This window comes from Chloroflexota bacterium (genome assembly GCA_020161265.1).
Taxonomy (GTDB): domain Bacteria; phylum Chloroflexota; class Chloroflexia; order Chloroflexales; family Herpetosiphonaceae; genus Herpetosiphon.
In genome coordinates, this window is record JAIUOC010000009.1 from 88,182 (window position 1) to 103,779 (window position 15,598).

Annotated in this window: 14 protein-coding genes and 1 tRNA gene; 3 read left to right on the forward strand and 12 right to left on the reverse strand. The window is 50.8% G+C overall.

What is annotated here, in order from left to right; translation table 11 throughout:
* Positions 1-20: 20 nt before the first annotated feature.
* The 11 genes from LCH85_19790 to LCH85_19840 all read right to left on the reverse strand — a co-directional run bounded on the left by LCH85_19790 (position 21) and on the right by LCH85_19840 (position 12,792).
* Positions 21-602 (reverse strand): SpoIIE family protein phosphatase, encoded by a 582-nt coding sequence (locus LCH85_19790; protein MCA0354243.1) that lies wholly within the window; start codon positions 600-602, stop codon positions 21-23.
* Complete coding sequence (locus LCH85_19795; protein MCA0354244.1) at positions 602-1,030, reverse strand: anti-sigma regulatory factor; 429 nt, start codon at positions 1,028-1,030, stop codon at positions 602-604. Before LCH85_19795 ends, LCH85_19790 begins: the two co-directional genes overlap by 1 nt.
* A gap of 113 nt (positions 1,031-1,143) precedes the next feature.
* Positions 1,144-2,172, reverse strand: coding sequence for a phosphoribosylformylglycinamidine cyclo-ligase (purM, locus tag LCH85_19800; GenBank protein MCA0354245.1), 1,029 nt, complete (start codon positions 2,170-2,172; stop codon positions 1,144-1,146).
* 188 nt (positions 2,173-2,360) lie between these two features.
* Positions 2,361-5,138, reverse strand: a complete 2,778-nt coding sequence (mutS, locus tag LCH85_19805) for a DNA mismatch repair protein MutS (GenBank protein MCA0354246.1) — start codon at positions 5,136-5,138, stop codon at positions 2,361-2,363.
* Between the two features lie 156 nt (positions 5,139-5,294).
* Positions 5,295-5,369 (reverse strand) — tRNA-Trp (locus LCH85_19810).
* An 81-nt stretch (positions 5,370-5,450) separates the two neighbouring features.
* A complete protein-coding gene (locus LCH85_19815; GenBank protein ID MCA0354247.1) occupies positions 5,451-6,443 on the reverse strand; it encodes a prephenate dehydrogenase/arogenate dehydrogenase family protein in 993 nt (330 codons plus the stop codon).
* Between the two features lie 31 nt (positions 6,444-6,474).
* Positions 6,475-7,503 carry a hypothetical protein gene (locus LCH85_19820; protein ID MCA0354248.1) on the reverse strand — a complete coding sequence of 343 codons (1,029 nt, stop codon included), beginning with the start codon at positions 7,501-7,503 and terminating at the stop codon, positions 6,475-6,477.
* A gap of 6 nt (positions 7,504-7,509) precedes the next feature.
* Positions 7,510-8,580, reverse strand: a complete 1,071-nt coding sequence (aroC, locus tag LCH85_19825) for a chorismate synthase (protein ID MCA0354249.1) — start codon at positions 8,578-8,580, stop codon at positions 7,510-7,512.
* 33 nt (positions 8,581-8,613) lie between these two features.
* Complete coding sequence (locus tag LCH85_19830) at positions 8,614-10,068, reverse strand: tetratricopeptide repeat protein (GenBank protein MCA0354250.1); 1,455 nt, start codon at positions 10,066-10,068, stop codon at positions 8,614-8,616.
* A 5-nt stretch (positions 10,069-10,073) separates the two neighbouring features.
* Complete coding sequence (locus LCH85_19835) at positions 10,074-11,273, reverse strand: glycosyltransferase family 4 protein (protein ID MCA0354251.1); 1,200 nt, start codon at positions 11,271-11,273, stop codon at positions 10,074-10,076.
* A 130-nt stretch (positions 11,274-11,403) separates the two neighbouring features.
* On the reverse strand, positions 11,404-12,792 hold the full coding sequence (locus LCH85_19840) for a hypothetical protein (GenBank protein MCA0354252.1): 1,389 nt from the start codon (positions 12,790-12,792) through the stop codon (positions 11,404-11,406).
* A 340-nt stretch (positions 12,793-13,132) separates the two neighbouring features.
* Here LCH85_19840 and LCH85_19845 point away from each other — a divergent pair, with 340 nt between their 5' ends.
* Genes LCH85_19845 through LCH85_19855 form a run of 3 tightly spaced genes read left to right on the forward strand, consistent with a single transcriptional unit; the run spans position 13,133 to position 14,680 of the window.
* Complete coding sequence (locus LCH85_19845) at positions 13,133-13,513, forward strand: VOC family protein (protein MCA0354253.1); 381 nt, start codon at positions 13,133-13,135, stop codon at positions 13,511-13,513.
* A 9-nt stretch (positions 13,514-13,522) separates the two neighbouring features.
* Positions 13,523-14,155, forward strand: coding sequence for a hypothetical protein (locus tag LCH85_19850; GenBank protein ID MCA0354254.1), 633 nt, complete (start codon positions 13,523-13,525; stop codon positions 14,153-14,155).
* Positions 14,156-14,680: a hypothetical protein gene (locus LCH85_19855; GenBank protein MCA0354255.1), complete on the forward strand. Its 525-nt coding sequence runs from the start codon at positions 14,156-14,158 to the stop codon at positions 14,678-14,680.
* On the opposite strand, the gene LCH85_19860 is transcribed toward LCH85_19855, so the two are convergent.
* The gene (locus LCH85_19860; protein ID MCA0354256.1) at positions 14,666-15,400 is read right to left on the reverse strand and encodes an NAD-dependent deacylase; all 735 of its coding nucleotides are present in this window, start codon (positions 15,398-15,400) and stop codon (positions 14,666-14,668) included. The two genes, LCH85_19855 and LCH85_19860, sit on opposite strands and share 15 nt — an antisense overlap.
* Between the last annotated feature and the right edge of the window lie 198 nt (positions 15,401-15,598).

The following is a 15,598-nucleotide window of genomic DNA, read 5'->3' on the forward strand; positions in this document are numbered from 1 at the left end:
GGACAAAACGCAAGGCTGACCTACTGGGTTTGAGCAATCAGAATTGTGACATCATCGGTGGTTTTGCCATAGCGTTCCATCAAGCTGATCGCCAAGGCTTCGGGGTTTTCGATCGCATGATGCAAAGCCGAATCGGTAATCATGCGGGTTGAAATGCCGTCGCTATACAATACAAAAATATCACCGAGATTAAAGGTATAGGTCATTTCCAGCAGGCTTGGTAATTGATTATGCCCAAGAATACCATTTTTGGAAATAGGCTTAATCACCCGATCGCTGATGACATGAATACCTATATTACCTACGCCAATATAGCTTGCGCGAAGATGATCGAACTCCAAGCGTAATAAGCCGATCACTGCGCCGCGGGTGCCGTGGAGCGCCTTATGACAACGCTCGATCAATTCTTTGAGCGGTCGGGTCGCATGTTGATGCAATTCTTCTAAGGCTAATTTGGTTGGCTTGGCTGCTTCCGCGCCCCCGCCAAGGCCATCGATCACGGCGATTAAGATACTATTTTGACTTTCGATCACAGCATAGCCATCGCCAGAGACCGATTGACCATATTTGCTGCGCGTTTGGGCGCTCCAATTTAATCTCATTATAGTCCTCCGCGTTCGCGCCGACGTGGGAGCCACCGCCGTGCTCGAACGACCGTGCCAACACCAACTTGGGATTCAATCTCGAATTCGTCCATCAAACGTTTAACCCCAGGCAAGCCCGTGCCAAGGGTCTGCTTGGTACTATAGCCATCACGTAAGGCAAGGGTTGTATCTGCGATGCCTGGTCCATTGTCGCTTGCCTCGATTTCGATACCACGTTGCTCGTTGCGTTCAATTTCGCGCACGGTTATGCTACCGCGTTCGGCGTGAGCCAAAATATTGCGCGTTAACTCCAAAATCGCAATTTCAATCCGTGTACGATCAACATCATCAAAGCCTAGGCCACGCGATATTTCACGTCCATGGCTGACCGCGATGTAGACATCAACCTCACGAGCAATCGTTTGGGTCAGAGGTTCACGACTCATTATAACGTTTCCGTTTTGGCTGCGATAGTGATGAAGATGACAACTAGCTTTCGTTTGCCAACCTTAATTAACACCAAGGTTGGCAAACTATCGTTGGCAGTATAGCACAGTTGCTAGCGATCTACTAGCACCACTCGCGGTTGATTAATCTGCTCGATCACCCGCCCAACCAGTTGGGCATCGTTGATGGTTGCGAGTGCTTGCTCAGCCTGTTCAGCCGCAATAAATAGAATCATGCCTAAGCCCATATTAAGCACATGATGGGCCTCGTGTTCATCCATCGCCGCTTGTTCAACAATCAATTTAAAAATTGCTGGAACTTGCCACGAACCACGAACTAATTCGACTGTCACATTGGCTGGCAACACCCGCGGAATGTTATCCCAAATGCCGCCGCCAGTAATATGAGCTAAACCATGAATCGCCACACCAGTCTGACGCAAGGCCTGAACTTCGTGCAAATAGGCCCGATGCGGAGCCAACAAGGCCTCACCAATGCTCAAGCCAGCTAAAATTGCTGGTTGACTGGCGTAGCCTAAGGGTGCGCAAACTTTGCGCGCCAAGGAATAACCATTGGTGTGCAAGCCAGTCGAAGGCAAGGCAATTGCCACATCACCTGGCTTAATTGCGCTCCCATCAAGCATATTCGCCCGATCAACCACGCCGACGATTGTTCCTGCTACATCAAAGGCCCCATCGTGGTAAACTCCTGGCATTTCGGCAGTTTCGCCGCCAAGCAAGGCAATTCCTGCATCACGACAAGCTGCTGCTAGCCCTTCGACGGCGGCCACAACCATGGCTGGCTCAAGTTTTGAGGCGGCAATATAATCGAGAAAAAAGAGCGGCGTTGCACCTTGGCACAAAATATCATTAATACAATGGTTAACTAAATCTGCGCCAATCGTGCGTACATCGCCAACGGCTGCGGCGACCGCTGTTTTGGTGCCAACCCCATCAGTCGAGGCCACCAAAACTGGCTGCGCATGGCTTGCATTAACCTGAGCCAAATCAAAACAGCCGCCAAACGCGCCTAAACCTGCCAACACTGCTGGCGTATGGGTGGCCTTGACTGCGGCCCCCATCTGTTGGATCGCATCCATTTTGGTTGCAATATCAACGCCAGCATCCTTATAGGTGGTCATGGTTGTCTACTCCAGTTCCGAATTGATTGGTTGATGGCTCATTATAGAACAAAGAACATCGAACATAGGCAGTTTGGGGTCAGAAATCAGGATTCAGGGGCCAGATTTTTAACCCACAAAGGACACGAAGCACACGAAGTTATTCATTTGACCTTCGTGTGCTTCGTGTGCTTCGTGGTTTCAACTCGTTACCCCTCTTTGGACAAACGTTGTAATTCGTAAAGTTTGGTTAGGGCTTCGATCGGGGTTAGTTGGGTTACATCCATTTCGCGCAATAGCTCAACCGCTGGATTTGGCTCGTTGCTCGTAAACAGTGACATTTGCGGCACAGCCGAACTACCTGCTGCATTCATACGGCGCATCGCTTCGCGGCGCTGCTCCCGATCGCCCTTGCCTTCAAGCTCGCTGAGCACTTCGGTTGCCCGTTTGATCACGGCTGGGGGCAAGCCCGCCATTTGGGCCACATGAATTCCATATGAGCGATCAGCCGCACCCTCGATAACCTTGCGTAAAAACACCACATGGTCGCCTTCTTCGGCCACCGCCAACGTCCAATTATGCACCCGTGGCAAGATGTTAGCGAGTTCGGTCAGTTCGTGGTAGTGGGTTGCAAACAGGGTTTTGGCGCGTAAGCGCGGCTGATTATGGATATATTCGACCACCGCCCGTGCAATCGAAAGCCCGTCGTAGGTGCTCGTACCACGGCCAATTTCATCAAGAATAATCAGCGATCGTGGTGACCCATTATGTAAAATATTGGCGGTCTCGATCATTTCAACCATAAAGGTCGATTGGCCTGTGGCAATATCGTCCTGTGCCCCAATCCGCGTGAAAATTCGGTCGAGTAGGCCAATTTCGGCATAATCGGCGGGCACAAACGAGCCAATTTGGGCCATTAAGCCAATCAAGGCCACTTGGCGCAAAAAGGTGCTTTTGCCCGACATGTTCGGCCCAGTCAACACAATAATCTGATGGTCAGCATCGAAATGAGCATCATTCGGGGTAAATGGCTCGTTTAAATTGTGTTCAACCACGGGATGTCGCCCGCCTTGAATCACAAATACATCGTCGAGGCGCAGGGTTGGTCGCACAAAGCGCTGCCGCACAGCCACTTCAGCCAAGGTGCTATAGACATCAAACTCGGCGATTGCTCGCGCTAAATCGAGCAATCGATGGCCTGCGTTGGCCAAATGACGCAAAATTAGGCGAAATGCTTGGCGCTCTTTTTCGTTCAAGGCTTCTGAGGCATTCAAAATCAGCGATTCATATTCTTTGAGTTCTGGCGTGATATAGCGTTCGGCATTGACCAAGGTTTGTTTGCGAATGTAATCATCGGGAATGCGGGTTTCGCCGCTGGCCTTGGTTACCTCAATGTAATAGCCAAAGACTTTGTTATAGCTGACTTTGAGCGTTTTGATGCCAGTGCGTTGCTGTTCCTTGGCCTCAAGTTCGTTGATCCAACGGGCGGCATCGCGAGTAGCCTCAACAATTGCATCAATTTCGGCAGCATGACCCTTACGAATCACATTTTCGTCACTGCGAGCATTATCCCATGTGCCAAGCAAGGCTGGCGGATCATCGGCAATCGCCTGTTCGAGTAATTCACAAATATCGGCGCAAGCATCGATTTGATTGGTTGCTGGCTCGGCATCAAACAGATCATCATCACTTGGCACAGCCTCGGTTGGGCTGGTTGTGCGCAAGCCTGTACGTTCGATTTGACTCAAAATATCGGGTGTTAGGCGCAGAGCTTCGCGCAATCGCACTAAATCGCGTGGCGTGGCAATGCCTTGCACCACCCGATTGATTGTGCGTTCGATATCGCCAACACCTTTGAATAAGGCCCGTAACTCGCCGCGCACCAAGGTTTCTTCAACAAAACAACTCACGGCTTGTTGGCGCTCGGTCAATGGGCCAAGCTCAATCAGCGGTTGTGAGATCCATTGACGCAAGAGCCGCGCACCCATCGGCGTGCGAGTTTGGTCGAGCACCGCAATCAACGAGCCTTTGCGTTGGCCAGCAGCCCCTTCGGTCAGCTCCAAATTACGGCGGGTTTGCGGGTCGAGAAACATAAAGCGAGTTGTATCATAGACCCGCAAGCTGCGAACTTGGGCCACACTATCGCGTTGCGTTTCATGCAAATATTGAATTAATGCGCCAGCGGCGCGGGTTGCAAGCGCTTTATTGCCCAAACCAAAACCATCAAGCGATTGACTTTTAAACTGACTAAGCAAGGCATCGCGGGCAGTGCGAGCATCCCAATGCCAATTGGGCCATTGCGTGACATTACCTTGAACCCACGTGCTTTCGTTATTGCCTTCAACTTTTTTGGCGGTACGTTCGTGGGGCAGCAAACGTTCGCGTTCAGCCTTGCGCATTGGTGCAAGATCTTGGGCTAGCTGCTTTTTGGCAATTTCCATGCCTGCTGGACGCAACTCTGGCGCATCGGACACCAAGAGTTCAGCCGCGCCCAAACGTGCTAATTCGCCCTCAAGTTGCTTCAAAGCCTCGTTGCCGCGCAGTTCGGTAGCGCAAAACTCGCCTGTGGTTAGGTCGGCATACGCCAAACCAACATTGCCACGATCAACCAAAATTGCTGCAAGGTAGCTATTGCGTTCAGCTTGGAGCATGGTTGGCTCGGTTAGTGTGCCTGGAGTCACAATCCGCACAACCTCGCGTTTTTGCAAGGTTTTGTGCACCATCTCTTCCATTTGTTCGCAGATTGCTACGCGATAGCCACGGCTGACTAGTTGCTCAATATAATTATCGGCAGCGTGATAGGGCACGCCCGCCATCGGGGTATTTTCATCACTGCTGAGGCCGCGCACCGTCAGGGTAATATCAAGCACTTCGGCGATCAGTTTAGCGTCATCGCCGAAGGTTTCGTAAAAATCGCCCAGCCGGAAAAACAGAATCACATCGGCATATTTTTGCTTAATCGACAGATATTGCTGCCACATGGTCATTTTTGACACAGTAGACCCCTCAAACATGCTGCAAAAACTCGGTTCAACCAGCAAAGTATAGCATGTCAACCAGAATTTGAACATCTGTGCTATAGGCCATTTAGGTGATTTGGGGCTAGCTATCTGGCAACAAAAAACGCTCCGTGATGGAGCGTTTGGCAGGGGCGCAGGGATTCGAACCCTGAAATCCGGTTTTGGAGACCAGCGGTTTACCATTGAGCCTACACCCCTTCGCTGGTTGTCTTTATCAGACTTGGCGGAGTATAGCATAGTTTGGTGAATTGAGCAAGTTTTTGATCTACGGCTTATGGCCTATTTTTTCTTGCCGCCCCGTAGTAAGGCACTGGGGTTACCAAATAAGCGTTGGCTCATGCTCGTACCCAAATCAGCATCGGCTAGTTGCTCGCCTTCGCCTGGCCGTTGATTTTGCGGCAAGCTCAGCCATTGGTCGCGCATGGTTTTGGCATGTTCAAACATGTGTTGTAATTCGTCGATCTGATCATCTTCAAGCGCTGTACGCATCTCGACCAAAACCCGAATTGACTCGTTAACCCAATGTTTGAGTGCTGTACGGTTGGTGCTACAAATATCGCGATGCATCACTGGATCGCCCGATGCCAAGCGGGTAATATCGCGAAAGCCACTGGCTGCGACCATCTGCATCTCACGCCACGAGGGCGAACGGGTTACTACCTCGGTTTGGGCGGTTGCCAACAAAAATGGCAAATGGCTAATCCCAGCCACATAAATATCATGTTCTTCAGGGTCGATATAGTAAGGCTTGGCTCCAATTGTTTCGACAAAGGCTGTTGCTAAATCAGTGGCTTCAGCAGTGGCATTCAAGGCTGGGCATAAACAATAAACTGCGCCTTTGAACAAATCTAATTCAGCCGCTTCGGCTCCGTTTTTCTCGCGGCCAGCCATGGGGTGACCACCAACAAAACTTACGGTCGTTGGCAATAATTCTCTGGCCCACTGCAAAACGCTGGCTTTGGTGCTACACACATCAGTTACTAAAGCTTTATAGCGCAGATGCGGGGCAATTTCGCGCATTAAGGCTGGTAGAGTTTGCACTGGAGTTGCCAAGACCACAATATCGGCCTCTTTGACTGCTTCAGCGGCAGTTTTGGCTTCAGCATCGATCGCTAAACGACCACGGGCAACACGCAATTGTTGACTGCTACCATCGTAGCCAATCACCTTACACCGCCCCAAGGGAGCGCTCTCAGGATCAGCCGTACCCAACGCCAAGCCCAGCGACGCGCCAATCAGCCCAGTTCCAAGAATTGCAACGGTATATGCCATAGAACAACTCCCATCCGTCCATGCAAGCCGACTATTTGGCCTGTAACGATAAAATCACCATCTCGCTCAACACCAAAATGGCGATTAACAATAACACTGTAACTGGCTCGAAAATGTTCATTGCCGCCAAAAGCACACACAAACTGCAAAAAATTCCAGCTTCGGCTGCTTGGCGATGCGAACGCCGCACATCAAAGCGTTGCGCCCGATTATGATAGCGCCGAATGCCCCAAACATAGACCAGCGGTAAAACCATGGCATTGCTGGCCAAAAATACTCCACTCAGAAAGATCAAGTAGATTGGCAAATCGGGCAGGCCAGCGGCAATCGTGGTCGTTGGCGCGGGCACGAAGGCCAAGATCCAGAAAATGATGGCCCAACCAACCGTGCCACGCCACGTTAATGCTGGCAAACGCAAGGCCCATTGCATTGGCAGCCACGTGGTTAAACCCAAGGCTAGGGTTGCAATACCAAACAAACTACGCACTCCAAAGCCCGATTGCGGCGAAAGCCCGCCAAAAAAGACCCATAGCAACATCGCTGTCCAGCCTAAGCCTGCCACGAAAGCCACCCACAATGGCGGGCGCTGAATTTCTGGCGCGGGCAAGCTATCGGGCTGCAAGGCTGCGACAACCGCGGCTGGCAATTCGCGCCGCACAGGCGGATCAGCAGGTTGTTCAGTTGGCAGTTTAGGCAAGGGTTGGTTGGGCAAGGTTGGTGGGCGCAAACGAGTACGCGTGCGATCACGACCTCGATTGCTGGTTGGATTAGCAACCTGTGGAGTTTCACTGCTTGGCCGCAAACGACTTAATGCGCGACTTGCCGCCACCCGATACCGCTCTTGACGTAGCGGCATTGGCGGCTCTGGTTCGGCAATCATAGTTGGCGCAATTTCAACAGCAACCGTTTCGTCAACAACGCCTTGGCTTTGCAATTCAGCTTTGCGTCGTGATAATGCCCGACTGATCGCCGCACGTAATTGAGGTGGAGCCGAGCTACTCCGACGTGGCTCGGCCTCTGGTAATTCTAGTTGGTTTGAGGTTGACGGATCGTCTGTCATTCAGGCCTACAATCGGGCGGCACGTTGTTGCAAAACACAATCGACGAGCACCAAGGCCAACATCGCCTCGGCAACTGGCACTAAACGCGGCAAGACGGTTGGGTCGTGGCGGCCTTTGACCACAATCGTGGCGGGTTCGCCCGCTTGATCGACCGTGGTTTGTGCTTGGGCGATTGAAGCTGGTGGTTTGGCCGTCAGGCGCACCACAATCTCCTCGCTGCTGCTGATACCACCCAAAATTCCGCCAGCATGATTACTACTCGTGCCAATGCTACCATCTGCTCGTTGGATAAATGGATCGTTATTTTGCGAACCACGGGCATTGCCAGCCTGGATACCTGAGCCAATTTCGACCGCTTTGACTGCGGGAATGCTAAACATGGCATGGCCAATCAAAGCATCAAGTTTATCAAAAACTGGCTCACCTAGCCCAGCCGGAACTCCCCGTGCCCGCACCTCAACCACCCCACCCAGCGAATCCAAATCGCGGCGGGCTTGATCGACATAGGCGATCATCTGCTCGGCCACAGCGGGGTCTGGGCAGCGCATAATGTTATTTTCTATTTCGTTTTCGTCGATGATTTGGGCTTTGAGATGGCCTAAACTCAGGGTATAGGCGACTAAGCTAATGCCCATTGTGGCCAAAATCTGGCGTGCAACCGCGCCAGCCGCAACTCGCGCGGCGGTTTCGCGGGCACTGGAACGGCCACCACCACGATAATCGCGGAAGCCATATTTGGCATCGTAGCTATGGTCGGCATGGCCAGGCCGATACAAATGTTTAATTGCATCGTAATCGCTAGAGCGGGCGTTGGTATTGCGAATCAGCATTGCCAAGGCTGTGCCAGTGGTGCGGCCCTCAAACATGCCCGATAAAATCTCAACTTCATCAGGCTCGCGGCGGGCCGAAGTCATGCGGCTTTGGCCAACCCGACGACGATCCAATTGAGCCTGAACGGCGGCTAGATCAAGCTCCAAGCCTGCTGGGCAACCATCGATCACCACGCCCAAGCCAACCCCATGGGACTCGCCCCATGTTGAAATGCGGAACAACCGACCAAAACTATTTCCAGGCATGTATGCCTCGCTTATAAAAAGCCATGGCTCAACCTAGGCCCGCAATGTTTGCACCAAGCGATCCCGATCTTGGCCAATCCGCAGATTATTGGGATCTTCGCTGAGGGCTTGCTCAAATTGCTGTAAGGCATCAGCAGGCCGCTTCATCTGCTCATAAATCAAGCCTAGGGCATGGCGATAGGTCGAATCACGTGGGTTGAGCTTGACCGCTCGTTCCCACTCTAGCATAGAAAGATACCACATCCCACGCTTTTGATAGACAACCCCACGATTGAAATGCCCAGTGGGATCGGCCAATTCTTCGAATTGCGGCACAAAGCGTACAGCCTTTTGCGAGATTGCTCGCCAAGCAAATATGATCATAATAACGGTAAGCAAGTAGTAGCCAGCCGTAAAATAGATTGCCCTAATCAGGGTTTGGACAAAACTAACAATTGAATCGGGATCAATAATTTGCGGTTGCTCACTTTGTTTAGCCGTTGTAGCAAATTCATTCAGCATTGCATCAATGAACGGCCCTTGGATTATAAAAGCGAACGCTAAGAAACCCCAAACTGCTAAAAACAGCAAGTTATAAAGCAATGAGCCAACGAGGCCAAATTTAGAGCGCTTGAAGAGAGCGACTGAGACAACTATCCCAATAAAGCCCGCCAAGAATGAAGCGGCTCCCATATTGAAGAATGGCATATAGTCTTGATCAAAGTCTTGATCAATCTTGGCTTCATTGGCTTCGAGAAAGGCAGCGCGACGATCTTCAGGCATTCCAGCAACCAGATCTTTTTTATAGTCGCTCCAGCCTAAGCCCGCAATAATAAAAATGGCAATTGCTGACACTAGTGCGAGCAAAGCCGGAATAAATGTCATCAGGCCAGCAATTGTAATTGGAGCCTTCGATTGACCTTGGCGATCGGTTTTAATCGTTAGGGTCATGCTACATTGACGGCAACGCTGATCGACATAGCGAGTAGGTGCGCCACAACGCGGGCATGGCAAAACATCGGGTACTTCGCCTAAGGCTGGGGGAGCCAATTGCTGGGTCGCGGGCAACGGTCCATTCCCCAGCGGCTGGGTCGCGGGCAACGGGGCTTGGCCCAGCGGTTGGGTGGCCGGAAAAGGCGTTTGCTGGATTGGCTGGCCTGGCAGTGGTTTGTCGGCCAACGGCAAATCTGCCAAGGCAAGAGTTGCCCCAGTATAAGCAGGGGGAGTTACCTCAGGCAAGGCTGGAGTTGGCTCGGCAAAAATCGCTGGATGCTGCTTGCGCAGCCATTCCAAGCCCTGTTTGGCGCGATTGCTTTGTGGATTAATGTGTAGCGCATTTTCTAAACTAATGCGAATCTCATCGGGATCTTCCAATGCCCCCGCCAGATAGAGCCAGGCTTGTTCATTGGTTTCGTCTTGCTCAACAACCTTCATCAGATGTTCGCGGGCCAAGGCTTTATTGCCACTTTTCAACGCCGCAACCCCAGCCTGAAACGCCTCGGTACTCATACAATTCATCCCCACATACTAGTTGCACGCTCGTCGCAAACCCGTTGATAGACGGCTTGGGTTTGGCAGGCAATTAATGGCCAATTATAAATCTCAACCACCGTTTTGAAGGCATTTTCCACACGTTGCTGGGTCCATTCGGGGTGAGCTAATGTGTGCAAAATGCCCCACGCCAACGATTCAGGATTATCGGGATAAACCGTTAAGCCTGTTTCGTGAATTTGCACTACCTCACGCAAACCACCAGTATCCGAAACAATGACCGGGCAATGCGCCGCCATCGCTTCCAAGGCTACAATCCCAAATGGCTCGTAGATACTGGGAAATACCGCCACATCAGCAACATTGTAGAGATAATTACGATCTTGATCGGTCACGAAGCCCGTCCAATACAAATGAGAATCGATACCTAACTCACGGCTGCGATTGCGTAATTGTTCGGCTAACGGCCCCATCCCAGCAATTACGAATTTAATGTCGCGACGTTGCGCCAAGACATGCGGAATTGCCTCAACCAGCACTTGAATGCCTTTTTCGTAGACCATACGGGCAATGCTAAACACGACTTTTTCGTCATCGGCGGCATATTTCTGGCGAAATTGCTGGCGCTCTTGGCTCGGCCATTCAATCGTTGGTACATTCACGCCGTTGGCAATCACATCGAGTTTATCAAAGGGCGTGCCAAAAAATTGATGCAACTGGTCGGCCATAAAATCGCTGCATACAATTACTCGCCAACTTTCGTGAGCCAACCACCATTCCAAGCCATTGATCGTTTTGGCATGATCGCCGCCTAGCGAGCCACGCCCACGCCCACGCTCAGTTGCATGAATCGTCGTAATCAAGGGAGTATGCCAAGCATATTTCAAAGCGACGCTACAATAGCTGGTCAGCCAATCATGGCCATGAATCAGATCAAATGGGCCATGGGTTTTGCCCAAATCGTGGGCGAAGCGCTCAAGATAGCGATTGGTTTCTTGGGTAAACGAAACAAAGCCATAATCGGGCATGGCTGGTGGCTGAACCCGCCAAATATGGCTGTGCATGCCAAAACGCTCATGTTGTGGGCCGCCACGCAACCATGGCGTAAGCACATGCACTTCGATTCCAGCCGCATCAAGCACTGGAACCAACTCGGCAATATGCTTGCCCATCCCGCCAACAATATGCGGTGGATATTCCCAAGCCAACATCAAGACGCGCATGGATGCTCTACTCCTATGATTGAGTCAGGTCTCAAACAACGTTGTTGGGCCATTATACCAAGTTTAAATGGCGATAAACCTAGCAATTTCGCTAGGCCTACAGCCATTTTGAGGGTCAGCATTAAGCAGGTTAGTAGAAACGTTGGGCAAGCGGCAGCATAACGAGGTACGTGGCCTGCAAAGGGTGAGTTTGGCGTTGCAATTCAACTAAATTATTCATGCCATCGCTATCGGGGTCGCCATTGGCTCCGTTTCCCCCAAATCGATCAAGTGGATCAAGCGTATACTGCACTTCCCAACCATCAATTAAACCATCGTCATCGCTATCGGCCAGCAACGGTCGGGTGCTATTGTGATATTCCGCTAGGTTGGTTAATCGATCAGCATCAGGATCGCCATTTGTGCCAACTTCGCCACTTGCCAGCAACGGATCAAGTTGCTGTTGCAATTCCCAAGCATCGGGCAATTGATCATGATCACTATCGGCGCTGTGTGGGTTGGTGGTAAAACCTTGTTCAGCGAGATTACTCAGCGAATCGCCATCAGGATCGGCGTTGGCTCCATCAGTGGCCAAACTACTGAGCGGGTTCAAATGATGCTGCACTTCCCAACCATCAATTAAACCATCGCCATCGCTATCGGCCTGATGGGGGTTGGTTTGATGCAGATATTCTTGCAATTGGCCCAAACCATCAGCATCGCCATCGCCATTGGCTCCATGAATGCCAGCAACACTCAAGGGATTGAGCTGCTGTGCCACTTCCCAGCCATCGGGCAAGCCATCGCCATCGCTATCAGAATTAAAAGGATTAGTTGCCAATGCCAATTCTGGTTGATTTTCCAAACCATCTGCGTCAGCATCTAATTCACAATCTAAGGGATTCGCACCATGCTCAATTTCCAAGCCATCGGGCAGGCCATCGCCATCACTATCGGGGTGGCGCGGGTTGGTAGCAGCAGTTTGCTCTTGAAGATTATTCAGATTATCAGTATCAACATCGCCTGCGCTGCCGTGATAACCAGTAGCATTAATCGGCGAAAATTGCTGATCAACTTCCCAGCCATCGCGTAAACCATCGCCATCTGTATCAGGATTGTTCGGGTAAGTATTACTAAATAATTCCTCTTGATTGGTCAAGCCATCGCGATCAGCATCGCCAGTGGCTCCATGATCGCCGATTGCGCTGGTTGGATTCAGCCCGTAGCGCACTTCCCAGCCATCATTCAGCCCATCAGCATCGCTATCAGGGTTACGTGGATTGATCGCATGAATTTGCTCATTGGCATTGCTTAAGCCATCGTGATCGGGGTCGCCCGCCGCGCCATCGTCGCCAAGTGCACTATAGGGATTGAGTTGATGGCTGGTTTCCCAGCTATTGGTCAAACTATCGCTATCACTATCAAGTTGCTCATTTGTGGTATGTCGTGGAATTTCAGCTATTTTTTGGGCATTGACCTCATTGATTGAATGAATTGGCAGAAAAATAATTGCAAGTAATAAAATCTTTACTCGAAGCATGGGCATAATCCTTCAAAAAAGTGCGGAGACAAATAATGTGAAGGAATTATGCGCTGATTGAACAGCATAAACAATTAATTTGCTAGTACTTTATGCTCTCAATCAAATATCTAATCTGGTGGTACTGTAATAATGCTATGACCATTGGGAGTTATTTTAGGTCAATTTTTTAATTAATTGATAAACGCTATAGCTGATTTAGCATCAATTTAAAATGCCAACTAGGCTAGGCTTACACAGCCAAAGTACTAACGAGCAATTAATCTAAGGCAGCGTTTGAAGCAACCATAGGTCAGGGTGTATAATAGCACAAATGTTTGTAATTCAACGGAGGACGCTCATGTTTGATATGATTGGGATTGTGGTTGCCGATATGGCCAAGGCCTTGGATTTTTATCGGTTGTTCGATTTGGATTTGCCCAGCGATCCTGGCGGCGAAGATCATGTTGAAACAACCTTGCCCAATGGCATGCGCCTCGCTTGGGATAGCCAAGCCTTGATGAAGCAATTGCAGAGCGATTGGCAGGAACCACGCGGCCATCGCATGGGACTTGCCTTCAAATGTGCTAGCCCTGCGGCAGTTGACCAACTCTATGCTAAGATTTTAGCAGCAGGCTATCGTGGTTCAAAAGAGCCATGGGATGCCTTTTGGGGTCAGCGTTATGCCGTGGTGCTTGATCCCGATGGAAATTTGATTGATTTGTTTGCGCCGCTCGATTGAGGAGGCTCGTTGAGTACTGTCATTGAAGAACCGCCGATTGTCGGTTTGTGTCGTTGGTTGAAATTGCTTGATGAATGGGCCACGTTCTACGAAACTGACCCCAAATCCGAACGCACGCCTAGCCGTGAAGACCTCAGCGCCTTTGATCGGGCGCAATCCCTCTATTTGCTCAAAGAACGGGCGATTCAAACGCTGTATCTCAGCGAATCGCCCTCGGTTAGCTTGGGCATTCTCGAAGGCCCAACACCCAAAACGCGAATTTGGCTCTGTGAGAATTGTCGTAATCAAGCTCGCCGAGCCAATCTATCGCCCGCTGAATACGCTGAAATTTCCGGTGGTTGCGCTAAATGCCAACGCGAAGGCCTCGAAAACGATTATTATAGCTTGTACATATTGAATGTTGATTATGGTGCGCTGGGCAACTGGCAATTTCATACACCAGTGCCGATTGGCCAAAGCTATTTTCCTGCACCACGCTCGGAAGCAGCGCCCGTAGTTGGCCGTCGTCCAGTTGATCGCCAAGGTAAAATGACTCGCCTCGGCCAGCCGATAAGCGCCGCCAACCGCCGCCAATACCCTGAGCATAGCGTTGTTTGGCATGTCTGGGATGCGATTAAAACGCTCAAAGCGGAGATTGTCTAAATGCAAAAATCAATTTGGTTGGTGTTAATCTTGATTTTAGTCAGTTGTGGCGCGGAGCTTATTACGCCGCAAGCGCCATATCAGGTGATCGAGGTGTTGCAAACGGTTGATAGCCAGAATGCCCAAGTCGAGCTTCGCCTGGAACGCGACAGCACCAACCAAATGATTTTGGCCGCAACCTACCAACCCAAAGAACCACATTTACACTTATATTCCAAAGATTTGCCGCGTAACGGTGTGGATGGTTTGGGTCGGCCAACGCTGCTTGAGCTAAGTCAGGCTGGTCAAATACGCTCAATTGGGCCAATTGTGGCCGATGCGATTGCCGCCCCCGATCCAACAATTGAAACTGCCAAATTGTTAATTTACCCAGCGGGGCCAGTAACCTTGCGCATGCCAGTTGAGCTTGATTTGCAACAGCCGAATCAGCAAATTTTGCTGACCTTTATGCTCTGTAGCAGCAAAGGTTACTGTACCTCGTCGGTTGAACAATTGCCAGTTACAATTCAGCTAAGCAACTCCTAGCAGTGTGGGCAATAGCTCTTCAGCTCGCCCGATCTGCTGTTCTTCAAAGGCTGAATCGTCGGCAGCATGTGGCTCCAAATTGACCAACATTGTGCGTGCACCCAGCATCTGAGCAGTACGCGCAAAGGCTGCCGCAGGAAACACCGTGCCCGACGTGCCTACCGCCAAAAAGAAATCGCATTCGCGCAGGCTGCGTTTGGCTTGGGTTTCGGCCCAAGCTGGAATCGCCTCTTCAAACAGCACAATATCTGGGCGTAAAGGCTTGCCACAGGTTGGGCAGATCGGCAGGGTTTGGGTATGCGTCCGCTGATCAACAAAACTTGGTTGGTCACATTGCTCGTCACTACAGCGGCTTTGGCGCAGGCTACCATGAAACTCGACCAAATTGCGGCTGCCAGCGAGTTGGTGCAAGCCATCAATATTTTGGGTGATGAGGGTAAAACGTTGATGCTTGCCCAACGATTGTTCAAAGCGAGCCAAAGCTCGATGGGCGGCGTTGGGCTGAGTCGTTTGTAGCTGGCTGCGTAGTGGCCCAAAAGCTTGCCAAACCGACTGGGGAGATTGCTCCAGCGCTGTGCGGGTGGCGCAGCGTTCAATATCCCACTCGTTCCAGACTCCATTCGGGCCGCGAAACGGTCGCACCCCTGAAGCGACCGAAATTCCCGCCCCCGTCAATACGACGATATTGCGATAGCGCCGTAGATCAAGTGATAACACCATGATTCATCTTCCGCAGTGAAGTTAGCACCAGCATGGTGCGGGTTAAAATCCAGATATCATCACGACACCTTCAACTCTATTGTACCGCGTTCTGCTCCGATCAACTAGTCATTTGGCTAGGTTGAAACCTCGCTAGCTGACTGATCTCAAGCAGATTGTGCTTGGCTATACTGCTCAACAGTTAATCATTTAGGAGGC

Excerpts from the sequence above, each read along its gene's own strand:
- purM (MCA0354245.1), bottom strand. The coding sequence starts at position 2,172 with ATGACCACCTATAAGGATGCTGGCGTTGATATTGCAACCAAAATGGAT.
- aroC (MCA0354249.1), bottom strand. The coding sequence starts at position 8,580 with ATGCCTGGAAATAGTTTTGGTCGGTTGTTCCGCATTTCAACATGGGGC.
- mutS (MCA0354246.1), bottom strand. The coding sequence starts at position 5,138 with ATGACCATGTGGCAGCAATATCTGTCGATTAAGCAAAAATATGCCGAT.
- LCH85_19840 (MCA0354252.1), bottom strand. The coding sequence starts at position 12,792 with ATGCTTCGAGTAAAGATTTTATTACTTGCAATTATTTTTCTGCCAATT.
- LCH85_19860 (MCA0354256.1), bottom strand. The coding sequence starts at position 15,400 with ATGGTGTTATCACTTGATCTACGGCGCTATCGCAATATCGTCGTATTG.
- LCH85_19790 (MCA0354243.1), bottom strand. The coding sequence starts at position 602 with ATGAGATTAAATTGGAGCGCCCAAACGCGCAGCAAATATGGTCAATCG.
- LCH85_19855 (MCA0354255.1), top strand. The coding sequence starts at position 14,156 with ATGCAAAAATCAATTTGGTTGGTGTTAATCTTGATTTTAGTCAGTTGT.
- LCH85_19815 (MCA0354247.1), bottom strand. The coding sequence starts at position 6,443 with ATGGCATATACCGTTGCAATTCTTGGAACTGGGCTGATTGGCGCGTCG.
- LCH85_19820 (MCA0354248.1), bottom strand. The coding sequence starts at position 7,503 with ATGACAGACGATCCGTCAACCTCAAACCAACTAGAATTACCAGAGGCC.
- LCH85_19835 (MCA0354251.1), bottom strand. The coding sequence starts at position 11,273 with ATGCGCGTCTTGATGTTGGCTTGGGAATATCCACCGCATATTGTTGGC.
- LCH85_19845 (MCA0354253.1), top strand. The coding sequence starts at position 13,133 with ATGTTTGATATGATTGGGATTGTGGTTGCCGATATGGCCAAGGCCTTG.
- LCH85_19795 (MCA0354244.1), bottom strand. The coding sequence starts at position 1,030 with ATGAGTCGTGAACCTCTGACCCAAACGATTGCTCGTGAGGTTGATGTC.
- LCH85_19830 (MCA0354250.1), bottom strand. The coding sequence starts at position 10,068 with ATGAGTACCGAGGCGTTTCAGGCTGGGGTTGCGGCGTTGAAAAGTGGC.